Source organism: Streptomyces sp. NPDC001549 (assembly GCF_042894025.1).
GTDB classification, from domain to species: domain Bacteria; phylum Actinomycetota; class Actinomycetes; order Streptomycetales; family Streptomycetaceae; genus Streptomyces; species Streptomyces kutzneri.
Map to the genome: position 1 here is coordinate 172438 of NZ_JBIAVJ010000013.1, position 22238 is coordinate 194675.

20 protein-coding genes are annotated in these 22238 nt (G+C 75.2%); 7 read left to right on the top strand and 13 right to left on the bottom strand.

The features are described from left to right. Positions 1-5: 5 nt before the first annotated feature. On the top strand, positions 6-1358 hold the full coding sequence (locus tag ACFY04_RS22340; protein WP_389119019.1) for a serine/threonine-protein kinase: 1353 nt from the start codon (positions 6-8) through the stop codon (positions 1356-1358). Positions 1359-1415: 57 nt separating this feature from the next. Here ACFY04_RS22340 and ACFY04_RS22345 read toward each other — a convergent pair whose 3' ends face one another. Continuing rightward, the gene (locus ACFY04_RS22345; RefSeq protein ID WP_389119020.1) at positions 1416-1859 is read right to left on the bottom strand and encodes a nuclear transport factor 2 family protein; all 444 of its coding nucleotides are present in this window, start codon (positions 1857-1859) and stop codon (positions 1416-1418) included. A 512-nt stretch (positions 1860-2371) separates the two neighbouring features. Here ACFY04_RS22345 and ACFY04_RS22350 point away from each other — a divergent pair. The 4 genes from ACFY04_RS22350 to ACFY04_RS22365 are packed head-to-tail and all read left to right on the top strand — an operon-like array spanning position 2372 to position 6135. Then, positions 2372-4756, top strand: coding sequence for a nitrate- and nitrite sensing domain-containing protein (locus ACFY04_RS22350; RefSeq protein WP_389119021.1), 2385 nt, complete (start codon positions 2372-2374; stop codon positions 4754-4756). Beyond that, positions 4753-5169, top strand: a complete 417-nt coding sequence (locus ACFY04_RS22355; RefSeq protein WP_030012808.1) for a roadblock/LC7 domain-containing protein — start codon at positions 4753-4755, stop codon at positions 5167-5169. Before ACFY04_RS22350 ends, ACFY04_RS22355 begins: the two co-directional genes overlap by 4 nt. Then, positions 5169-5543, top strand: coding sequence for a DUF742 domain-containing protein (locus ACFY04_RS22360; protein WP_389119023.1), 375 nt, complete (start codon positions 5169-5171; stop codon positions 5541-5543). The genes ACFY04_RS22355 and ACFY04_RS22360 overlap by 1 nt, the downstream gene beginning before the upstream one ends. Continuing rightward, positions 5530-6135 carry an ATP/GTP-binding protein gene (locus ACFY04_RS22365; protein WP_389119024.1) on the top strand — a complete coding sequence of 202 codons (606 nt, stop codon included), beginning with the start codon at positions 5530-5532 and terminating at the stop codon, positions 6133-6135. Before ACFY04_RS22360 ends, ACFY04_RS22365 begins: the two co-directional genes overlap by 14 nt. A gap of 192 nt (positions 6136-6327) precedes the next feature. Here the strand turns inward: ACFY04_RS22365 and ACFY04_RS22370 are convergent, their stop codons facing one another. The 5 genes from ACFY04_RS22370 to ACFY04_RS22390 all read right to left on the bottom strand — a co-directional run bounded on the left by ACFY04_RS22370 (position 6328) and on the right by ACFY04_RS22390 (position 11750). Beyond that, positions 6328-7236 carry an NAD-dependent epimerase/dehydratase family protein gene (locus ACFY04_RS22370; protein ID WP_389119026.1) on the bottom strand — a complete coding sequence of 303 codons (909 nt, stop codon included), beginning with the start codon at positions 7234-7236 and terminating at the stop codon, positions 6328-6330. After that, positions 7233-8354, bottom strand: a complete 1122-nt coding sequence (locus ACFY04_RS22375; RefSeq protein ID WP_389119028.1) for a cytochrome P450 — start codon at positions 8352-8354, stop codon at positions 7233-7235. The genes ACFY04_RS22370 and ACFY04_RS22375 overlap by 4 nt, the downstream gene beginning before the upstream one ends. Before the next feature lie 116 nt (positions 8355-8470). Continuing rightward, the gene (locus ACFY04_RS22380) at positions 8471-9964 is read right to left on the bottom strand and encodes an AMP-binding protein (protein ID WP_389119030.1); all 1494 of its coding nucleotides are present in this window, start codon (positions 9962-9964) and stop codon (positions 8471-8473) included. Continuing rightward, positions 9964-10719, bottom strand: a complete 756-nt coding sequence (locus ACFY04_RS22385) for a glycosyltransferase family 2 protein (RefSeq protein ID WP_389119031.1) — start codon at positions 10717-10719, stop codon at positions 9964-9966. The genes ACFY04_RS22380 and ACFY04_RS22385 overlap by 1 nt, the downstream gene beginning before the upstream one ends. Then, a complete protein-coding gene (locus tag ACFY04_RS22390; protein WP_389119032.1) occupies positions 10716-11750 on the bottom strand; it encodes a 3-oxoacyl-ACP synthase III family protein in 1035 nt (344 codons plus the stop codon). Before ACFY04_RS22390 ends, ACFY04_RS22385 begins: the two co-directional genes overlap by 4 nt. A 179-nt stretch (positions 11751-11929) precedes the next feature. Between ACFY04_RS22390 and ACFY04_RS22395 the strand changes: the two genes are divergently transcribed. Further along, on the top strand, positions 11930-13411 hold the full coding sequence (locus ACFY04_RS22395; protein ID WP_389119034.1) for a hypothetical protein: 1482 nt from the start codon (positions 11930-11932) through the stop codon (positions 13409-13411). Positions 13412-13430: 19 nt separating this feature from the next. After that, positions 13431-13757, top strand: a complete 327-nt coding sequence (locus tag ACFY04_RS22400) for a hypothetical protein (RefSeq protein ID WP_373038685.1) — start codon at positions 13431-13433, stop codon at positions 13755-13757. Between the two features lie 9 nt (positions 13758-13766). Here ACFY04_RS22400 and ACFY04_RS22405 read toward each other — a convergent pair whose 3' ends face one another. Genes ACFY04_RS22405 through ACFY04_RS22435 form a run of 7 tightly spaced genes read right to left on the bottom strand, consistent with a single transcriptional unit; the run spans position 13767 to position 22238 of the window. After that, positions 13767-15098 carry a protein kinase gene (locus ACFY04_RS22405; RefSeq protein WP_389119036.1) on the bottom strand — a complete coding sequence of 444 codons (1332 nt, stop codon included), beginning with the start codon at positions 15096-15098 and terminating at the stop codon, positions 13767-13769. Further along, positions 15095-16036: a PP2C family serine/threonine-protein phosphatase gene (locus ACFY04_RS22410; RefSeq protein ID WP_389119038.1), complete on the bottom strand. Its 942-nt coding sequence runs from the start codon at positions 16034-16036 to the stop codon at positions 15095-15097. Before ACFY04_RS22410 ends, ACFY04_RS22405 begins: the two co-directional genes overlap by 4 nt. Further along, the gene (locus ACFY04_RS22415) at positions 16033-16695 is read right to left on the bottom strand and encodes a VWA domain-containing protein (RefSeq protein WP_314248747.1); all 663 of its coding nucleotides are present in this window, start codon (positions 16693-16695) and stop codon (positions 16033-16035) included. Before ACFY04_RS22415 ends, ACFY04_RS22410 begins: the two co-directional genes overlap by 4 nt. A gap of 36 nt (positions 16696-16731) precedes the next feature. Further along, positions 16732-16860, bottom strand: a complete 129-nt coding sequence (locus tag ACFY04_RS22420; protein WP_373038682.1) for a hypothetical protein — start codon at positions 16858-16860, stop codon at positions 16732-16734. Next, positions 16857-18542: a hypothetical protein gene (locus tag ACFY04_RS22425; RefSeq protein WP_389119040.1), complete on the bottom strand. Its 1686-nt coding sequence runs from the start codon at positions 18540-18542 to the stop codon at positions 16857-16859. Before ACFY04_RS22425 ends, ACFY04_RS22420 begins: the two co-directional genes overlap by 4 nt. 1 nt (position 18543) lies before the next feature. Further along, a complete protein-coding gene (locus tag ACFY04_RS22430; protein ID WP_389119042.1) occupies positions 18544-20967 on the bottom strand; it encodes a GTPase-associated protein 1-related protein in 2424 nt (807 codons plus the stop codon). Further along, complete coding sequence (locus ACFY04_RS22435; RefSeq protein ID WP_389119044.1) at positions 20964-22238, bottom strand: hypothetical protein; 1275 nt, start codon at positions 22236-22238, stop codon at positions 20964-20966. The genes ACFY04_RS22430 and ACFY04_RS22435 overlap by 4 nt, the downstream gene beginning before the upstream one ends.

Genomic DNA, 22238 nt, shown 5'->3' on the forward strand with positions numbered 1-22238 from the left:
GTGCGGTGACCGGCGCCACGGACGGCCGGCTGCTCGACGGGCGCTACCGGCTGGGCGCGGCGCTGGGGGCGGGCGGGATGGGCGAGGTGTGGCGCGCCCACGACGAGCTGCTCGACCGGGAGGTCGCGCTCAAGCTGATCCACCCCGCCGCGGCGCAGGACACGCACTTCCGGGCCCGGTTCGAGCGCGAGGCCAGTTTCACCGCACGGCTGGCCGGAGACCCGCACATCGTCACGGTCTACGACTTCAGGAAGGACCCCTGCTACCACGTGGTGATGGAGCTGGTCGAGGGCAGCTCGCTGGACACCCTGGTCCGCGGCGGGGCCCCGCCGCCCCTGACCGACGTACTCGCATGGGCCCGCCAGATCTGCGCCGCGCTGCACACCGCACACGCGAAGGAGATCGTCCACCGGGACCTCAAGCCGTCGAACGTCATCCTGACCCGGACCGGAACCGTCAAGGTCGTGGACTTCGGCATCGCCGCGCTGCTGCCCGGAGCCGCGCCGGGCCGCCGGGGCCTGACCAAACTGACGGTGAGCGGGCACTTCCTCGGCAGCCCGCCCTACGCCTCCCCGGAACAGATCCAGGGCGTGGCGGTCGACGCCCGCGCCGACCTCTACTCGCTCGGCTGCCTCCTGTACGAACTGGTCACCGGGGCGCCGCCGTTCGGAACCGGAGCGGCCTACTCCGTCCTCGCCCGGCACCTCCACGAACCTCCGCCCCCGCCGACGGAGCTCCGCCCCGGCCTGCCCGCCGGCCTGGAACGGCTCATCCTCGATCTGCTGGCCAAGGACCGGGAGGCCCGGCCGCCGGACGCCGCGGCCGTCGGCGGGCGGCTCCGGCAGCTGGAGGCGCCTAGTGGCTACACGCCCACGCTGGCCGACCCGCTCGCCGACGCGGACGCCCCGCGATCGCCGGACGGCGGGACGTCCCCGGCCGGCGCGCTGCACCTCGCGCGGGTCTTCGACTTCCGGGGGCCCGACGGAGCACCCGCCATCGCGCCCGACCGTGAGCACGTGACCTCCGCCGAGGAGTGCACCGCCCTGCTCAGGTTCCTCAGGGAGGCTCCCGTGGCCCTGCACGGCCTCGTCCCGGAACCGGACCGCCTTGATCCGGCCCGGAGCAGGGTGGTGCCCGCCGGATTCCGCACCGACGGCCTCTGGGTCTGGTCCGACCAGATCGCCTACTACCTCGAACGCTACCGGTGCGCCCCGGACCCGGCCCTGCGCCACCACCTCGCGCAGCGCGCCCAGCACCGGCCGGACGTTCCGGCACGGCTTCTGAGCGCTGCCGGAAAGCTCGTACGGGGCGAGCCCCAGGGATCCCTGACCGGCCGCCCGGCCGCCGATGCCAGGTAGTCCGCGACCTCGTCGCCCCCCGGCCGCGACCCGAAGGACCCGGACAAGGCCGGTTCTTCACCGGTTCCCGGCCTCGAACGCCCGGGCGACGGCGAGGCTGTCCTCGTAGACGTGGTGCCGGGTGACACGTCCGTTCTCGACGGTGAGGTGCAGAGCGAACCGTGCGCGGTACGCGCGTCCGGTGGGCCGGGCGGTCCGGCGGATCTCGCCGAGTACGACGGCGTCGGTTCCGTCGATGAGGATGCGTTCGACCTCGGTCCCCGCGTCCTCCGGTACGTGGTGCTCGGCAAGCTCGCGATAGTGGGCGGCCGCGTCGGCCCGGGTGGACCGGTGCCGGATCCACGGCGTGGCAGTACGGCCGTGCTCGGCCTCCGGCCAGTCGAGCTTCCAATCACCCTGCTCGGCATACAACTCGGCGATGCGCTCGGGGTCCCCCTCGCCGATCCGGCGCAGCAACTCCTCGACGACGGCGCGGGTGTCCGTCGGTACGGCCATGGACATGGCTGACCTCTCCGTCCAGATTCCGCGTCCTCCGACGCGGAGAGATCACCGATCCTGCCCGTGCAGGCATGCCGAGACGATTACCTCTGAGGTAGGGCAAGTCCGTTGCACCCACCACAGGTCATCCAGTGGCTCATGTCCGTACGGGCCGGCCGGCGCCGGCGCCGACCGTTCTCGTCACCGCAGTCGGTTCACGGTAGCGAACCGGCCGGCGGCCCCGTACGGGGTACGGGCGGGTCAGGTGGTGCAACTCGCGGACCAGCGGCTCGGCATGGTGCGACGCATGGGCTCACCCTGCCACCGGACACCCGTGACCTCCACCGGTTAACCGGCGGCCGGAACCCGAGGGGGCCGTCTTGGTGTCGAGTACGTCGCGGTTCGATTCCGATCCGATCTCTGGCCTGCGATGATTTCCCGCAACTAGCACGCTTCGGCCTCTGAAGACACCTATCCGAATCTCCGCCATGTCTGGTTATGATCGGCCTCCCGCCGTCCCCCGCTCGCGAGGACCGATGTCTCCCATAGAACCCGAAGGCGTACGACGGCAGTCGACGACCCGTCGGCGGCGCACCGTGCGTCTGCGCACCCTGCTGATCTGGCTGGCGGTGGTCCCCACCCTCGCGATGGGCACCCAAGTGACGGTGACCGCGGAGCGGTTGCTGGCCCAGGCGGAGAAGCTGCGGTCCGACGTGGCGGCCGCCGAACAGGTCGGCGCCCCGCTCTACACGCTCATGGTCGACATGCAGGCCGAGCGGACGGCGACCGCCGCCCGGTGGGCGGGCGCCGACGGGTCCGAGGGCGAACTGCGCGCCCGCCGCGATGCCACGGACCTGGCCGCGGCCGAGTTCCGTCGACTCGCGGTCGATCCCTCGCGGTCCTTCGTGGACGTGACCCGACTGCTGGAGAAGCTGGACGCCCACCGGCAACGCGCGGACACCCGCAGCGGCTCCGCCGACAGCACCCTGGCCTACTACTCCGATGTGATCGGCAAGGTCATCCAGGTCTACCAACAGGAGTTCAGCCACGCAGAGGACGCCGAACTCGCCCAGGCGAGCCGTCCCGTGGTGTCGATGCTCCAGGCGACCGAGATGGTGGCGCGCGAGGACACCGTCCTGGCCCTGGCCGGACCGTCCGGGGACCTGAGCTACGTCGGCTACGACCAGTTCGTCAGTGCCCTGGGCGCCCAGCGGTACCTGCACGAGGCGCTGATCGTGCCGCACCTGACGGTCCGGGACCAGCGGTCCTACGAGCGGGTCGTCGGCTCCCCGGAGTGGCAGACCAAGACGCGCATCGAGAGCGCGGTCCTCTCCGGGCACAAGGACATCGCCACGGGCATCAGGCTCTCCGCCGAGACCCGCGGCTGGTCCTCCGCGCACGCGACCTTCTCGGTGCAGATGACCACGCTCAACATCGACCTGGCGCGTTCGGTGCTCGCCCGCGGCGAGGCCAAGGCCGACGACCTGCAGGCCGAGGTCGCCTGGCTGATCGGGGGCAGCGCCGGCGGACTGCTGGCCGTCGTGATCGTGGTCGTCTTCACCACCCGGTCGGTGCTCCGCCGCCTGAACGACCTGCACGAACGCACGGTCACCGTCGCCGAGGAGACCCTTCCCGAGGTCGTCGCCCGGCTCCAGCGCGGGCAGTCGGTGGACCCCGACGCCCTGCCGACCGTGAGCGGGGACCGGGACGAGGTCGGGCGCATCAGCGACGCCTTCGCCCGGGCCGTGGCGGTGTCCGTCGACGGACACCGCGAGCTCGCCGCCGAGCGCCACGGATTCGGCCTCTTCGCCTCGGGCATCGCCTCGCGCACCGGAAACCTGGTCAGCCGCCAGCTGAGCCTCACCGAGGACCTCCAGGACACCTTCGGCCACGACGAGGCACTGCTCGCCGAGCTGATGCGGGCCGACCAGCTGACGGTCGGCATGCGGCGGCAGATCGAGAACCTGCTCATCCTGGCCGGCGGCGAGGTCCCCGACCCGCACACCGAGCCCATGCGCGTCGCCGACCTGCTGCGCGAAGCGGCCGCGGAGGTCGAGGACTTCCGGCGCATCGAGCGGCAGGCCCTGGACGAGACCAGCGTCGAACCGAGCGCGATCAGCCAGATCAGCCACCTGCTCGCGGAGCTGCTGGACAACGCCACCCGGTTCTCCCCGCCGAAGTCCAAAGTGGTCATCCGCGCCGAACTGGTGACGGACGGGCTGTCGGTCGAGATCGAGGACCGCGGGCCGCGCGTGAGCCCCGAGCGCTACGAGGAGATGAACGGGCGCCTGCACGAGGCCCCGCCGTACTCCGTGCTGGCGCAGAACGCGCACCGGCTCGGCCTCTTCGTGGTCGGGCACCTCGCCGACCAGCTCCGCGCGACGGTCACCCTGCGCCGCTCGGTGTACGGGGGCACCTCGGCGGTGGTGATCCTGCCCAGGCAGCTGCTGGTGGCGACCGACGCGCAGGCCCCCCGCGAGATCGAGCCGCAGGCCCGGGTCCTGGAGCTGCTCCCGGCCCCGGCACCGGCCCCGACCTTGGCCCTGGCCGCCTCCGTGCCGAGCCTGCCCGCGGCGCCCGAGCCCGGGCCCGCCCCCGAGCCCGCCCCGGAGCCCGAGCCGGTCGTGCACACGAGCGCCGGGCTGCCGAGCCGCCGTACGAAGGCACCCGCAGCCGTGCCCGTGCCCGTGCCCGCAGCGCCCGCGGCCGTGCCCGCACTCGTACCCGCGCCCGCGGTCCGCCCGGCCCTCCCCGAGCGCGTCCCGCAGACCCACATCGCCGAACAGCTGCGCGAGCCCCGCGCGCAGGAAACCGTGGTCCGGCCCGACACCGCGACACCCGAAGAGGTGGCCGATGCCTGGGCGGACTACGAACAGGGGACCCAGACAGTGGAAGAAGAGCTCCGACGGGATCAGCCATGACCACCTCACCGAACACCGCGGCATCCAACGACGCGATCTACAGCGTCCTCGACAACAACCTGAGCAGGATCGCCGGCGTCCAGGGGGCCGTGCTGCTCTCCAACGACGGCATCAAGCTCAGCGCCTACCTGCTGGACGAGCCCCAGGCCGAGCGCATGGCGGCCGCGGCCTCCGGCATCGCGTCCACGATGAAGGCGATATCCCGGGAGATCGACGGCGGCCGCGTCATCCGCCAGCTCGTCGAGATGGACGACCGGTACCTCTGCATCGTCGGATGCGGCGAGGGCAGCACGCTCATCGTGGTGACCTCCCGCAAGGCGCGGCTCGGGGAGCTGGGCGGCGAGGCCGTACGGACCGCCCAGGCGCTCGGCGAGTGGCTGGGCACCCCCGAGCGCGGCCAGCCGTCCGCGTAATGCCGCAGGACGAGCCACAGCCGCAGCCGGCAGGCCGCCGCCGGACGCGGCTGTACGCCCTGACCGACGGGCGTACGGCTGCCGCGCACTCCGTCCTCACCATGGACACCACGATCACCGCGGCGGCCGACGGCGAGGTGGACGGGACCCTGCCCACCGAGTGGCAGGAGATCCTCGCCATGTGCGCGCCGCCGGGCGGACGGGCGGTCGCCGAGATAGCGGCGCGGATGCACATCCGCCTCACCCCGATGACGCTGCTCCTCGGCGAACTCGCCGACCGCGGGCTGATCCACCACCGGCCGCCCCTGGCGGCCGCCGAGACCACCGACGTCCACCTGCTCATGAGAATCAGGGACAGCCTTGCCCGGATATGACACGACCGAGACCGCCCACCGGGAACCGGCCCCGGTCAAGATCCTCGTCGCCGGTGGGTTCGGGGTCGGGAAGACGACCCTGGTGGAGACGATCTCCGAGATCGAGCCGCTGCGTACGGAGGAGCGCCTGACGTCCGCCGGTATCGGCGTCGACGATCTCGACGGCATCGAGTCCAAGACGGTGACCACCGTGGCGATGGACTTCGGCCGGCTCACCCTCACCGACGCCGGTGTCGTCCTCTACCTGTTCGGCACGCCCGGCCAGGAACGCTTCTGGTTCATGTGGGACGACCTGCTGAACGGGGCGCTCGGTGCGATCGTGCTGGTCGACACCCGGCGCCTCGACCGCAGCTTCCCGGCCGTGGACTTCTTCGAGAGCCGCGGACTGCCCTTCGTGGTCGGCGCGAACTGCTTCCACGGCGAACAGCCCTACACCGCCGAGGAGATCGGGGCGGCGCTGCACCTGCGCGATCCGAACACGCCCGTCCTCATGCTCGACGCCCGCTCCCGTACGGACGTCCGCGGCTCCCTGCTCGCGCTGCTCGACCTGATCATCGCCAAGGCGCAGGCCCCGGCGGCCGTCAGCCGCTGAGCTGGGCCGTCTCTTTCGGATCTTGTCGGATGAGCCCGGGTCGTCCGGTGCGGTGCCTCGCAAGGCGGAGGGGCGCTCGTGTACTGGACGTACTCAAGTGCCCCGACAACCTGGGGGTCCCCCCGGACGGAGTCTGGGGGATGAGGTGCCGTGCCGGGCGGGCCGGGCCCGGCAAGATCCGGAAGAGACGGCCTAGGGCCGGGCTCCGGTCACCGAGGCCAGGTGGTCCGCCAGGTTCCGGTGCGGGACCCAGCCCTGGGCGCGGGCCCGGGTGAGGTCCAGGACCACCGGGTGCGCCAGCTGGTCCACCGCGTAACGGCTGAGGGCCGGCTCGGCCCCGGCCACCGTCGCCACGGCCTCCGCGACCCGGGCCGCCGCGGCCGCCACCGGCAGCGGGAGGTGCCGGATCCGGGCCCGGACGCCGTGGGCGCGCAGGACCGCGCGGACCGCCGCGTCGCGGCCGTACGGCTCCCCGTCGGCGATGTTGTACGCGCCCGGCGCCCAGGCCGCCGCCGTCAGACAGGCCCGCGCCAGGTTCTCCACCGCGGTGAGGCTGAGCGTCACGTCCGGGCCGGGCAGCAGCAGGGTGCCCGCCCTGACCCGGGAGAGCAGCCGGGGCAGCAGCGTGGTGTCGCCCGGCCCGTAGACGGCCCGGGGCCGCAGCACCACCGCCCCGGCGGCCAGCGCCAGGGCCTCGCCCTCCGCCTTCGTCCGGCCGTAGGCGTTCAACTGCCCGGCGCGCGGGTGCTCCTCGCCGACCAGGCCGCGGTCGTGCCGCGGATCGTAGACACTGGCGCTGCTCACCCACACCACGGGCCGCCCGCCCGCCGCTTGGAGCAGCCGCACCGTGCCGTCCACGTTGACCGCGCGCATCAGCGCCGCGGCCCGCGACCCGGGGGCCGGATCGCCCACGGCCGCCGCGCAGTGCACCACCAGGTCCACGCCCGCCAGGTCCGGCGGCTCCGCGGCGGCGTCCCAGAAGCGGTGGGTGCCCACCGGGCCCGGCCTGCGGCCCAGGCACACCACGTCGGCCCCGGCCGCCGCGGCGGCGCGGGCCACGTGCCCGCCGCAGAAGCCGCTCGCGCCCGTGACCGCGATCACGCCCCGGCCTCGGAGACCCCGGCCCGTACGGTCAGTACGCGCCAGCCGGGCAGGGCCGCCCCCCGGTCCACCCGGGCCCGCGTCACCACCGGCCGGTACGGGGCCAGCGCGCCGAGGACGTCGGCCAGCTGGGCCCGGGCCAGCCGGGCTCCGGGACACGCGTGCGGTCCGGCGCCGAACACCAGCCGGTCCACGGCCGGGCCGGCGGGCCGCACGGCGTCCGGGTCGCGCCGGTGCGCCCCGGCCGCGTGCCGGGCGACCAGCAGCAGCCGGTCGCCGCCGCGCACCGGGCAGCCGCCCACGACCCCGTCCGCCGCGGCCACCCGGGGCAGCAGCGGCGAGGCCGAGGTGACCCGCAGCAGCTCGTCGGCGAGCACCGGCCGCAGGGCCTCGTCCGCAGCCTGCTCCCACAGCCCGGCGTCGGCGCACCAGGCCACCGCCCGGGGCAGCGCGGCGACGGTGGTGTTGACGGCGGCCACCGCCACCATCGCCGGCAGGGCCTCGCCGGCGGGCCCCAGGAGCCGGCGGAGCCGGCCGGCGGCGCGGGCCGCGGCGGCCTCGGCGCGCGGGCGGCGCGGCCCCGGCAGATGGCTGCGCACGGAGGCGGCCGCCGCCTCGGCCGCAGCCCCGGCGACCGCCCGCGGGTCGGCGCCGGACCCGAGCAGGGCGCACACCACCGACCCGGAGAGCTCCCGCGCGAGGTCGGCGAGGTCCACCTCGCCGCCCCGGTCCAGCGGCGCGAGACGGCGTACGAGCAACGGCCGCCAGAGCGACCGGAGATCCTCGACCCCGGCACCGCCCAGAGAGCCCGCGAGGCCCCGCCGGTCCGCCCGGTGCCCGCCGCCCTCCTGGTCGAAGAGCACGCCCCCGGCCCCGCCCCCGCCGGCGCGCAGGGCCGTCCGCGCGGCGGCGCCCGTCGTACCGGCCGCCGTCCGGTCGAGCGGCAGCCGGGTCAGGGCCTCCCGGTAGGCCTCCGGGCCGTGCACCAGCAGGGTCCGGCCGAGCCGGCGCACCGGACGGCCGCGGGTGGCGGCGAGCAGCCCGAACAGCAGGGGATGGCTGCGCAGATAGACCCGGCGGTCGCGGCGGCGCGCCCTGGTGTGGGACGTGGTGCTCATCAGGGGGTGTACCTCCGTGGAATCGGCGGGCCGGGCAGGGGTGGCCAGGGAGGGCTCCGGGCGCGCGGCCCCGGAACCGGCCGTGACGCGGGTCCCCGGACCGGCGGTACGGGCTGTCATCGCGCGGGGCCCAGGCGTCGCGCCGCGAGGGCGGCCGTCGCCGCCCGGTCCGGTTTGCGCGAGCGCCCCGACAGCGGGATCCGTGCGAGCAGCAGGGCGTCGGGCCGGGCCGTGCCCATCCGCCGCACCGGCTCCGACAGGGCGGCGCGCAGGGCCCGTTCGTCCGCGCCCCGCCGCGGCTGCACGACGGCGACGAGCCGTTCGTCGCCGTCACCGGCCGGGATCCCGACGAGCACGGCCAGCTCCACCCCCGGCACGTGCAGGGCGGGCTCGTACAGCCCCGGGTAGATGTTCTCGGCCCGGCGCAGCACCATGTCCTTGCTCCTGCCTTCGAGGACGATGCGGCCCGCGCCGTCCAGCCGCGCCCGGTCGCCCGTACGCACCCACGGGTCGGGCTCCTCCCCGAGGTAGCGGTGCCGGGCCGCCGGGCCGGACAGCAGCAGCTGCCCGTGCTCGTCCGGCTTGGCGAGCACGCCCGGCAGCGGCGCCCCGACCAGGTCCCCGGACTCCCCGGCCTCCTCGAAGGCGGACTTCTCGCGCGACTCGACCGCGGCGGCCGGGAACAGCTCGGTCAGCGCGTAGACCCCCCAGGCCTCGGCGGCGCCCGCCGCGCGTACGCGTTCCAGCAGCCCGGCGCCGGCCGGGGCCGAGCCCGTCCACACCCGGCCGTGGAAGCGGGCGCCCGCGCCCAGCGCGTCCCGCAGCCGGGGCGGGGTCAGATAGGTGTCCTCGGGCCGCAGCCGGTGCAACTGGCGGGCCAGTACCCGGGAGTTGCCCGCCGGGAGGGCGACGGAGGCGCCCCGCGCCAGCGAGGGGACGAGGACGAAGAAGGTGCCGCCGAGCACCGGCCGGTCCCCGCGCGCGTCGAAGAGGGCGGAGACCGTGGTCATGCCGGCGGCCAGGCTCGCCCGGGTGTGGACGACGGCCCGCGGCAGGGAGGTGGTCCCGGAGGTGAACACGATCACCGCGTCGGCGTCCCCGTCCAGTCCGTCGCCGGGCGCGGGCACACCCTGGCGGGGCGCGCCCAGGTCCAGCGCGGGCGCGCAGCCCGGCAGCCGGGGCCCGACCGTGGCCACCGGCCCCAGTTCGGCCAGGTCCGGCAGCGCGAGCCGGGCCCGGCGGGCCAGCGGCCGCGCCCAGCCCGCCACCGCCTGCGCGGCCGCGTCGGCCAGCACCAGCGCGGGCCGGGCCAGCGCGAGGCGGGCGCGCAGCACGTCGGGCCCGGCCCCCGGGTCCAGTACGGCCCCGCGCAGCCCGAGCCGCCACAGTGCGAGCAGGACGGCGAGGGCGCGCGGCCCGGGGCGTACGGCGACACCGACGGTGTCCCCGGCGCGCAGCCCGCGCGCGTGCAGGGCCGCGGCGAAGGCGTCGGCCAGCTCGGCGAGTTCGCCGCGGGTGGCCCGTACCCGGGGCGCGCCGGTGCGGGTGGCGGTGAGCACGGCGGGCCGCTCGGGGCGGCTGCGCAGTGCGCGGTCGAGGTGGTCCAGCATCAGCGGGGGTCGTCCGTTCCGTGCGTGCCGCTGCCCTGGTCGAGGTACCAGCGGGCGGTGCCGGCGATCCCGTAGGCCCGCAGGCGCCGCGTCGAGTTCTCCACGACCATCTCCCGGCAGTGCGTGATCCGGTCGGTGTGGCGGCGTACGGCGTTGAGGAAGAGCCGGTCGGTCGGCGAGGGGCGCCGGGGCATCCCGCCGACGCTCAGGTACAGCTCGGCGGTGATGGCCATGTTGTTCCCGGCGTGCATGCGGTACGGCGCCCGGTAGCCGCGGCGCCGGGCGTGCCCGGGCCGCAGCCGGCCGAAGAGCGCGGCGAGGGCCACCAGCGCGCCGAACCCGGCACGGCCCAGCGGGCCGTGCTCGTCGCGGCGGGCCACGATCCGCCCGCACACCAGCCCGGGGCTGCGGACCAGCGCGGTACGGGCGGCGCCGGTCCAGCCCGGCCGGGGCAGGCAGTCGGCGTCCGTACGGGCGAGCAGCGCCGCCCCGCGGCCGATCGCGTACCGGAAGCCGGTGTCCACCGCGGAGCCGACCCCCTTCTCCGGCTCCTCGATCACCTCCACCGGGAAGGGCGCGCCGGCCGCGAACGCGCGGGCGACGGCGCCCGTACCGTCCGTCGAGGCGTTGTCGACGACCAGCAGGGTGAAGTCCCGGTCCCGCTGCGCGGCGAGCGCCCGCAGGGTCTCGGCCAGCCGGGCCTCCTCCTCGTGCGCGGGCACCACCACCCACAGCGGCGCGGCCGCGGCCGTCACGACTTCTCCCAGACCATCGTCATGATGCTGATGCCGCCGCCGAGACCCACGAACAACACCCTTTCCCCTGGGGAGAGTTCGCCGAACACCCGGTCCAGCTGGAGCCCGATGCTCGCGCTCGCCACATTGCCGAGCTCGGGCACCGTCACCACCAGCTTCCCGGCGGGCACCCCGGTCAGTACCGCGAACCGCTCCAGGTACGGCACCGTCACCTGGTGCACCAGCACCTTGGCGAAACCGTCCCAGTCCATCCCCGTGCGGTGCAGCGTCCGGTCGATGACGGCGGTGCCCACCTTCTCGAAGACGCCCCGCAGTTCGTGCCCGTCGCCGCGGAAGTAGGTGTACGCGTCCCCGCGCGGGTGCCGTGACCCGCCGCCCGGGATGCCCCCGACCTCCCAGTGCTCCGAATGGGTCTCGGTGTCCACGTCGATGATCCCGCCGCGCTCCACGGCCTCCACGACCACCGCCGCGCCCGCGTCGCCGAAGGTGTACCCGGCGAAGCCGTCGCGGAGTTCGGCGAGATCGGCCGGGTCCCTGCGCACCGCCCGGCTCGGCGTCTCGCCCGTGACCACCAGGGCCCGCCGCGCCCGCCCGGCGAGGATCACGGAGCGGGCGAGGTCGATCCCGTTGACGAAGCTGTTGCAGGCGTTGGTGACGTCCAGGGCGTGGGCCCGCGACCCCAGTTCCGCCTGCACGATGTGCGCGGTGGCCGGCTCGACCAGGTCGCGGGAGGCGGACGCGAACAGCAGCAGGTCGACGTCGAGCGGACCGAGTCCGGCGGCGTCCAGGGCCCGGCGGGCGGCGCCCACCGCGAGGGTGGAGGCGTACACGCCCTCGCCCGCGACGCGGCGCGAGACGATCCCGGTGGCCTGCGTCAGCAGCCTCGGCGGCAGCGTCAGCCCACTGCGGAGCGCCACCTCCCGCTGAAGGGCGTCGGAGGACAGCACCTCGTCGGGCAGCAGGCTGCCGACGGCGGTTATCCCGGCGCGTATCCCGGCGCGCGGCAGCGGATCACATGGCTGAAAGAACATGCACACACGATGACAAGCCGGCCGCGCCGGAGCCTGAGTACGGATGCTCAGTTCGGCGCCACCGGCCGCACAGGCCGCCTGAGTACGCGGACCACCGGGGGCACCTCCCGCCCAACCCCGGGACAGCCAGGGCCCGTTTGCATAGGGTGGGACGACACGGCCACGGGGGAGGACGCGACATGGCGGCACGCCGATTACCGGTGCTGGCGCAGTACCGGGACGACGCGGTGACCCGGCTGCTGTGCGCGGGAGCACACCTCGACGAGGGCTTCGCCCGCGAGGTGGACGTGGAACTCACCGAGGACCGGCTGCGCGCCACCGGGCTCTCGCTCGGCATCGACCTGGTGGCCCTGGCCCGCCACGCGCGGGCCTCCGTACGGCGGATCGACCGGCGCGACCGGCGCCTCGCCGGGCTCTGCGCGGCCGGCGTGTGGGCTGCGGTACCGGCCGCGCTGTACGGGCTGGTCGCGGGCCTGCCCGCCCTCGCCCTCGCAGCCGCCGCCGCGTTCGTCCTCGCGTACGCGACCGCCTGGGCCCTGGTCCGGCAGGCCGAGAACGGGGCCCGTACGGCGGCGCTCGGCGTCGAGCACGGCGCCGGGCGGGCCAAGGACCTCGCCCCGGAGGTCGGGGCGGAGGTGGAGGACCGGCTGCTGGAGCAGAAGCGGGCCAACGTGGTTCCGTACACGGCGGGGGCCGAGCGCACCAACCCGTTCGTCGGCAGCGGCTCGAAGATCAAGGAAATGGTCTGGCAGCCCATCGACGTCAGCCGGCCCGCCGACGATCCGGCGGGCGGCGGCAAGCTGGCCATCAAGCCCTTCGACGCCGTCGACCTGCACAGCTTCGTCGCCCGCGAGATGGAGCACATCGCCGGGCTGAAGGGCCTGCGGGCCCGCAACCGGCTCTACGTGATAGGCGATCACGTCTCCTACGTCGGGCCCGACCTGCTCCCCGACCGGCTGCGCCGCCCGCGCGCCCAGATCCCCAGGCAACTGGTGCAGGCCGGAGTGGTGCAGCCCGGCGCCGGCATGCGCACCTATCTCAGCCTGGAGCGGACCGGCGAGGGCGGCCGCGTCATCGTCTCCATGCACCTGCGGGCCCGGCTCCAGCACCCCAGTCTCACCTGGGAGGTGGCGGCGTACGGGATCCCTCCGCTGCAGTCGCGCTTCTACCGGGTGCACGAGCTGCCGCCGGGCGGATGGGAACGCTGGTGGGACCTCTTCCGCATGGCCACCACCGCCACCGGGCCGGCGCTGTTCGGCGCCCCCGGACGGCTGGTCCGGCGGGCTGCCGCCCGCGGTGAGCGGGCCCGGTCGCTGGAGAGGCTGCGCCGCGAGATCGGCCGGCGGCACCTGCGCTTCGACTACGGAGCCGTGGACAGCCTCCGCGAGCGGGTCGCCGACTGGGCTCAGCTGGGCTTCTCGGAGCGGACGGACTCCCAGGACTTCCTCCAGCGTCTCCAGCAGGGCGTGCTGATAGCGACCGAACGGTTCCTGAAGGACCACCACGTCGACACCAGCTCCTACGACCAGGCGCAGCAGGTGATCAACACCCACACCTACACCTTCCAGGGCGATATCCACGCCAGCAACATCGGCGCCCACGGCACCGTCAACCAGGGCGGTCAGGCACAGACTTCGGGGAAGCCGCCCGGGCAGCCCTGAGCGAGCACGAGGAGCACGCGTGAGCACCTACCACTTCCACGGGAACATCTCCGGCCCCAACAACATCGGGGACAACGGCACCATCAACATCGGGCAGCAGGACACCGCCGCGCAGACCCTGCGCCTGGCCACCGAACTCGCCCAGTGGCTCCGGGCGCAGGGGGCGGCGCAGGAGCGGCTCGACGCGGCCCAGGCCCTGCGCGGCGAGCTGGACCGGGCCGGACAGGAGGGGCGCGCCGCCGAACCGGGCCTGATCCGGCGGTCGCTGGAAACCATCACCCTCGGGCTGGGCGCGGGCAGCACCGGCCTCGCCCTCGCCCAGGAGATCAGCCGCCTGCTGGGCTGACGGGCCGTCTCACCTCGCCCGTACGACGGCCCGCGCGCCGCCGAAGTCCAGCTCCAGCCCCGAACGCAGCGGCACGGTCTGCCCCGGGGCGATCTCCTGCGTGCTGCCGTCCGCCCGGGTACCCGTCCACGCCGACCCGGAGCGGTTGGCCAGCCCGAACTTCCCCGGCCGCTGCGGATGCTCGGTCAGCTGCGCCACCAGCGTGCCGTCGCCGTAGTCGTGCCGGGCCGGCTCCGGCGCCAGGTGGTGCGCCTGCACCCGCGAGGACCGGTGCAGCAGGATGTGGTGCTCGGAGCGCGGCGGGGGCGTGGTCAGCACCAGCCGGGGCGGCAGCACCAGCGCGTTCCCGCAGCTCCAGCAGGTGCCCGGGGTCGCGGACCGGGGCTCGGTCATGTTCTGCTTCCCGCAGTGCGCACAGTCCACGACCGCGTCGAGGACCGCCCGGAGCGCGTCGCGCCACTGCGACTCCCGCACCCGGGCCGCCGGGTCGTGCAGGCCCCGCGTGAAGTTCCTGGTGAACAGGGCGCGCAGGGAATCGGGCACCACCGCCCAGGTGGCCAGTACCGTGGCGTGCTCCACCGGGTCGGGGGCGTTGGAGCGGTCCTGCGGGTCGAAGAGGAACAGCGGGTCCTTCCCGTACAGCTTGCGCTCGGCGGCCTCGTCGAAGCAGCGGATGTCCAGCTCCCGCCTGCCCATCAGCGGGTGATGGTTCATCAGCAGCATGAACAGCAGCACGGACAGGGAGTGCAGATCGCTCTGGGTGCCGGGGGAGACCCCGGGCTCGCCGCGCACCAGCTCGGGCGCCATGAAGGCCATGGTCCCCGAGATGCCCGTGCTGTCGCCCTCGACCACCGCGTTGTCGTTGTCGCAGACCAGCACCTCACCGGTGGCCGGGTCGAAGAGCAGGTTCCCCCAGGAGATGTCCCGGTAGGCGATCCCGCGCGAGTGCAGCGCCTGGTACGCCTCGACCGTGTAGAGGCAGGCGGTGAGCAGCGCGCGGATCGTGGTCCGCAGCTTGCGGCGGAAGAGCAGCGGCAGGCCCTTGAACCGGTCCGGGCGGATGTCCATCAGGTAGCCGAAGCCGCCGCGCCCGTCGCCCACGAAGTCCCGGGGCCACAGGAAGCGGTCGTCGTCGAAGCCCCGGTCCACCAGCTGGCGGACGATGTCCTCCTGCTCCGGGGTCGCACAGGCCGGGTAGTACCACTTGAGGGCCTGGTCGCCGGCCGGGGTGCGCACCCGGTAGACCTCCCCCTGGCCACCGGCGCCGAGCAGGTCGAAGACCTCCACGCCCAGGCCGCTGTCGGCCGTCAGCCGGGTACCGCTGTCGAGCATGCCGCTCATTCGTCACTCCTGTACGGGTCTGTCATGTCGGCCGGGTCGGCGGCGCCGGCGCTGTCGGGCGGCACCCCGCCGGGTTCGGTCAGGGCTGGGGCGGCGTGCCAGGCCGCCACCAGGGTGGTGTCGTCCCCCGAATGCCGGGAGGCCTCGGTCAGCCACTCCGGCAGGGCCGCCCGGACGCACTCCGGCCCCTCCTCCGACAGCCGGTCGTCCAGTCCGGCCATGAACTGCCGGAAGCCGGTGTCCGAGGCGAAGCTCTTGGACAGTCCGTCGGTGGAGAGCGACACCAGCCGTGGCGCCCGCGCGGGGGCGGTCACCGGCGCCCAGTGCGTACGGACCCGCAGCCAGGCCTGCGGGGAGCACAGGGACTCCGTCTCGTCGCCCAGATCCGCCTCGTCCGGCGCGAGCGGTACGGTCACCTGCCCGTCGTCGGTCACCACGGTCAGCTCCCCGTCGCCGAGCTGCCAGGCCGCGAAGACCCGGGGGGTCAGCACTGCGCCGACGAGCGTGCTCCCGTACAGCACCAGCTTGTCCGTCGGGGACAGCCCGGGCTGGCCCGGCGAGCTGCTGCGCTCCCAGTGCCCGAGCGCCTCCTCCTGCCAGGCGCTGACCAGCTGGCGGGGCAGCGTGTACTGGGCGTAGTTCATCAGCCAGGCCAGGCTGGGCGGCCGCGTCCCGCCCCGGGGCTCGGCGAGCGCGGCGAACTGCCGGGCCTGCCGGACGAACAGGTCCACGGCGAACCGGGACCCGAAATGACTGCGCGCGTGCGCCGCCGATCCGTGGCCGTCGGCCACCGCCATGATCAGGGGCTGTGCGGCGGTGCCGAGCCCCTCCGCGTCGTGGTGGTCCTGGTTGAGCGCCTTGTTCACGCCCTGGACGCTGCCCTGGACCGTGTCCCAGAGCGGCAGCGGTCCGCGGGTCATCCGCACGGGCTCGCTCACCACACGTCGTCATCGTCGTCGTCGAGCACCGGCGGGGCGTACGGCGGCTGCTTGACGGTCGCGTCCGCGAAGCCCGCCACCGGCTGGGAGGCCGCCTTCACCGCAGCCGTGGAGGCCCAGCGGATCGCCGCCGCCAGCTGCTTGGGGCTGTTCGCGTCCAGCGGCTGGAGCTCGGGATTGCCCAGGAACTCCTGGAGCACGTTGCGGTCGGCGTCCGCGCCGATCGCGATGGCCACCCGGACCGCCTTGCGGCCCCAGGGCGTCGCGTCCACCGCCCGCAGCCCCGCCTTCCAGTCGTCCGTCGGCACCCCGTCGGAGACCAGCGCCAGCACCGGCTTCAGGGCACGCTGCGGCATCGGCGGGGTGTCCAGTTCGCGCGCCGCGAGCTGGAGGGCCTCACCGAGATTGGTCATACCGTCCACCTGCACGTCCTGCCAGGTGAACTGCTCGACCGGCACCGGGTCCTTGTGGTGCCAGCGGGCCGTCGTGGAGAACGTCATCGTGCGCAGCAGCAGTTGGGCCGCCGGATTGTCCTGCGCCACCGAGAGCATCTCCGGAATCGCTTCTCTGATCGCGTAGTTGAGCTGACCGATCTTCTCGCCCTGCATCGAGTACGAGCAGTCGATCAGCCAGATGAAATGGACGGGCCGGTTCGCCATCGGCCCGCCGGGGATGTCACTCACCGCGTGTCTCCTTCAACTTCCGGTCCATTGCGGGATGTACCGCACCAGCGCCGCCACCGCGGCGGCCGCCGTCATCACGACCGCCGACACGAACAGGACCGTCATCATCCGTCGGCCCCGCGTGATCTGCGGTGTCATCATGGGGTGTTGCTCCTTTCCTCACTGGCCGCTACCTGCGGGTCCTGGGTGCCTCGGGTGTCCTGACGGGCCTGAGTGCCGTCCGGCCGGGCCCGCCCGTCCGGCCGCTCCCGCCGGTCCCGTACGAGCCGTCCGACGCGCAGCCCGGTCCGTGACAGCAGCCACAGCACCGGCTCCGCCGCCCGCCGCCCTTCGGTGTCCAGGGCGCCCGCCCCGGTCGCGGCGCGGGCGCTGACCACCCAGTACCGGGCCGCCGCGAAGTCGTGGCCGAGGGTGCGGACCAGCTCGTCCAGCCCGATCCCGGTCAGCCACGCCTCGACCGGCTCCGTCGGCCGCGGCAGCGAATCCAGCTGGTCCAGTACGTCCCGCTTGGTCACCACGGTGGCCACGGGGAGGCGTCCGCGACGGCCGCCGAGCCCCTGCAGCTCGCCGGTGAACCCCGCGTACGTCTCCACCGGGCCGAGGTCGGCCGGCCGGGCGGCCTGCGCCCGTTCGGTGTCGCCCGCGTGCAGGGCACGGCGTACGACGGGTGCGGCGAGCACGTCGGTCACCAGCAGGACCCCGTCGGCGTGCGCGAGGTAGCCCTGGCCGCGGGTCGTGTCGGCGTCCCGGAGGGACTCGCCCATCGGGTCGTACAGGTAGAGCAGCCGGCGCCGGCGGCCGTGCCCGACCAGCAGCATCAGGGCGCGCGGCTGCCCGCCCTGGGTCTTGAGGGTCCACCCGGTCCGGTTCAGCTGCTGCCCCAGGGTGTTGGCCTCGCGGAGGTCGTCGGGGGAGGCGTACTCGACGGTCAGCCGGGATTCGTGCGACCAGGACCGCAGTCCGTCGAGCATGGCCGCCAGCAGCATCGTCTTCCCGGCGGAGGTGCCCCCGATCAGCGGCAGGTGCACGACCCGGGTGGTGCCGACGGCCGGCGGCAGGCCCCGGTCGCAGTGCGGGCACCGGGCGGCGAGCCCCCGCCGCCCGGTCATGAGGGTGCTCGGCAGGGCCTTGCCGCAGCGGCAGACGTGCCGCAGGGCGCCGAAGGCGCCGGGCCGCAGCTCACGGTGGGCGGCGCCGCAGCCCGGGCAGAGGTGCACGGCCAGCGGGAACGGCCGGTAGCAGCCGGGGTAGGGGCACTTCATCCGGATGCCCAGGACCAGCTTCCACAGCCGCTCCGCGACGCGCCCGGCCAGGGTGGCGGCCAGGGCGGCGAGCGCGACCAGGACGAGCTCGGCCGCGAAGAACAGCGCGACGCCGGCCAGCAGGACCGAGGCGAGCAGCGCGGACAGCAGCGCGGCCAGCGCCGTACCGGGGGCCAGCAGGCGCAGCAGCAGCCGGCCGAAGCCGTTGTCCGCGAGCTCACCGGTCTGCCCGTTGCGGCCGCGCAGCAGGCGGCGGCGCACCACCTCGCCCAGCCAGTGCCGGGTCAGCAGGAACCAGACGGTCAGCGCCGCGGCCTGTCCGGCGAACCGGGCGTCCAGCCACATCTGTCCGGCCCAGTACGCGGGCCGCGCCGGTTCGGGACCGGCGTACGGGGTGATCCGCGGGTCGGTGCCGCCCGGAGGATGCGTCCGGAAGGCGGCCCAGGCGGCCGACAGGGCCAGCGCCAGGAACCGCCACAGCCCGTAACCGAGGCACACGGCGACCCCGACCACCCCGGTGAGGGTGGCGAGGACCCGCGCGATCAGCTCCGGATCCGTCACGTCAGCCCCCGTTCCCGGCACCGCCGGAGCGGCGCCCTCCGAAGCGTTCGCGCAGGCGGCCGAAGGCGCCGGGCCGCTGCCAGCCGCGGAACTCGTCCGCCCAGCGCCCGCCCAGCCGGGCCAGCGACTGCTCCAGCTCGGCCAGCTCCGCCGCCGCGAGGCTCCGCACGGCCGGCCGCAGCACCCCGTCGAGCAGGTCCGTGCGGGCCTCCTGCCAGGCCGGGCCGGCCTGCGGCTGGGAGGACCACACCGTGAAGCAGTCCGCGGCATAGCCCGGATCCAGCCGCAGCCGGTCACGGACCGCCGGCGTGCGCGCCGCCGCCCGGTAGGCGGCCAGCAGCTCCGTGTCGTTGCTCTCGATCAGCGCCCGCAGCTCGCTGTCCGGCCGGTCCGCGGCCAGCAGCCGCGCGCACAGGGCCGCGTACGCGCTCTCCCGCGGGCCCGGATCCGGATCCAGCGACCCCAGGTCCAGCGCCTGGCGGACCCAGCCCCCGCCCGCCGAGCCCGACCGCAGGTTCCGCACCAGCTCCAGCAGCAGCAGCGACGGCCGCAGCCGGGCCGGGATCTCCTCCTGGAACTGCCCGAGGAGCTCCGGAGCCAGCTCCGCGGCCTCGGTGTCCCCCGCCGGGGCCCGCACGGCCGCCTGCACGAGCAACTCCCAGGTCCCGGCCTCCCGGTGGACCTGCGCCCCGGTCGCCATCAGCACCAGCCCGGCCTCGCCCGCCCCCGGCGGATCCCCGTCCCACACCAGCCGCATCGCGGTCCGCAGCACCAGCGGCTCCGCGTACAGCGAGACGCCCGAGTGGGCCAGCAGCGCGTTCAGGGCGCCGATCCGGTCCGGAGCGGGCGCGGCCGGCGCCGCGGCCTCGGCGCACATCCGCAGGTGCGGCCGCGCGTCGGCCGCGGTCGGCCGCAGCGCGGTCCGCTCGAACAGCCGCCGTCCGGCCGCCGGATCGCCCGCCGCGAGCGCGTCCAGCCGGTCGAGTACGAGGGCGCGCAGCCCGGGCAGTTCGGCCAGCGCGGCCCGCACTCCCGCCCCGTACGCCCGCTCCGGATCGCTGAGCAGCGCGAGCGCCAACTGCCGGGCCGTGCCGGGCAGCAGGTCGCTCACGTCCACCCCGAGCACCGAGGCCACCCGCAACAGCCCGGCGGGATGTGCCGGTTCGGCCGCGGGGCCGCCCAGCGCCGCCCGCAGGCCCGGTTCCAGCTCCGCCGCGAGCCGGCCGCGGACGGCCGCGCCCAGGGCGCCCGCGGTCGGCAGGGCCGCGGGCGGCGCGCCGGTCCGTACCGCCTCGGTCAGGGTCAGGGCCACCAGCGGCTCGCACACCGTGGGCGGGGCCCAGCCGTCCAGGGCCGCGAGCAGCCGCCCGGCCGCGGCGACCTCCGCCGGGTCCCGGTCCCCGGCCGGGCGGCCCAGCGCCCGGGCCAGCGCGTGCAGCCGTACGCCGTCCAGCGCGTCCCGGTGCCCGGCGGCCCAGTCGGCGGCCGCGGTCCGGCCGGGGGAGGGCAGGGCGATGTCCGCGGCCAGGGCGAGGGCGGCCAGCGGGCCGGCGTCGTAGGGCCCGGCGGCCAGCCGCCGCACCTCGGCGACCAGATCCTGGCGCTGCGCCTGCCAGACGCGCGCGGCGGTGTCGGCCCACACGTCCGGTTCCCCGGCGGCGGTGGGGGCGGTGGCGCGCGTGGCGTCGTAGACCCGGTAGCGGTGTTCCTGCCCGGCGAGGCCCAGCCCGTCCTCGGGCATCACCCCGATGATCTGCTGCCGGGCGAGCTGCGGCCGCCGGGTGTAGGTGGTGAAGGTGAGCCACTGCCCGCGCTGGTGCGGCAGCACGCTGCACGCGAGCATGATCCAGCGGGCGACGGCCTCGCTGTCCGCCTCCACGAGCACGATCTGCGGGGCGTCCTGGTCCTCGCCGAGCCGGCGCACATCGGCGAAGAAGGCGGCCAGCCAGGGCCCGCGGGCGGCGACGAAGGCGGCCAGCGCGGCCCGGTCGAGGCGGCCCGGCGCGGGCACCGCGGCCAGCACGGGGGCACCGGCCTCCGGGGTCGCGGCGGCCCACTGCGGCGAGCCCCAGGCGGTGATCGGCAGTTCGCCCACGGCCGGACCGGAACCGGCGGGCTGCGGCAGGTGCACCGCGTGGGCGTGGAAATTGCCCCAGCGGCCGCTGTAGTCGGCGCCCGTGTACACCGAGCGCGCCAGCAGCCGGCTGCCGTCGGCCAGCACGTTCAGGCTGAGCGCCTGCGGGAAGGCGGCCAGCTCCTTCGGCCCCGGGCGCGGCGGCGCGTCCCGGGGCGGCTCGTAGCCGATCAGCTGCTCCGCCTCGCGCAGCAGCGCGGCCGGCACCCCGGGGCTGACGGCCGTGAACCGGAAACCGGAGCCGTCGGGACCGGGCGGCGCCGAGGTGTAGTGCAGTTGGGCGAGATTCATGAGTTCCCCTCGGAGCCGGTACGGCCACCCGGGCCGGCGGCGCCACCGGTGCGCGGCAGCAGCCCGCCCAGCCCCAGCAGCCACAGCAGCGGATCCTCCACACGCAGCGGCCGCGGACCCGACTTCGGGGCGTCGGCCGGCGCGTGCGCGGGCGGCGGCGAGCCGAGCGCCGACAGCCCGAACAGCGACAGCTGGGCGAAGTCCCGCTCCAACTGCCTCAGCAGCGCCCCCGAGTCCCAGCCGTCGAGGAGCGAGCGCATCTCCTCGTGCACCGCCCGCCGGTCCTCTTCGTCGAGCGCGCCGGCGCCGTGGCCGGCATTGCGCAGCAGCGGCGAATGCGGCTCCAGCAGCGGCGCCAGCGAGTCCGTCTTGGTCACGGCCACCGCCACCGGGGTGGTGACCCGGCCGCGCGAGGAACCCCGGCCGTGCGCCCGCAGCTGCGCCGCGAGATCGGCGGCGATCTGCTGTGGCGGGGTCTCGATGACCGGCAGCGGCGGCCCGTCGTCCACCGGCAGCCGGTCGCGCACCGCCCGCATCTGCAGCGGGTCCACGAGCAGGATGATCCCGTCGGCGGCGGCCAGGTAGTGGGTGTAGCGGTCCATGGCCTCGGCGCTGCCGAGGTCCTCGCCCGCCGCGTCGAAGAACACCAGCGCGGTGTGCCGGCTGCCGTCCCCGCGCAGCCGGCGCCGCAGGGGCAGGCTCAGCCGGTACAGCAGCGGGTCGTTGAAGCCGAGGGCCGCCGGCCGGGTGGCCTCCGGCAGCCGCAGCCGGTCGTAGAGGTCCTCGGCCAGCTCGCGGTCCCGGCGCTGGGTCTCGCCGCCCATCGCGGTCACCGACGCCCCGTACGCCCGGCCCACCCTGCCGCGCATTTCGTTGAGCAGGACCGAGACGTACGTGCTCTTGCCGGACGCCTTGGGGCCGAGCAGGGCGATGATCCGGGTGTCCTGGTCGCAGTAGTCGCTCGGGAAGTCGCTGTGGCAGCGGCGGCAGACCCGGACCGGGGTGGACCCGCCGCAGGCGGGGCAGTCCGCGCGGGATCCGCCCCCGTTCGTGGTCAGGCGCAGCCCGAGGCCGCGCGGGGCCGTGAAGACCGGGCCGCGCATCTTCAGTGCGGGAGGCACGCTCGGGCCCATGAAGTCGGCCCATATGGTGTCGAGTTCGGCGCTGCAGGGCTTGGCGCCGCGCACCCCCGTGGCGGACATCTGGCAGCGGTAGGGCAGCCGGGCCGCCGGGGACCGGTCGAAGCAGTAGGGGCAGACGACGGAGGTCAT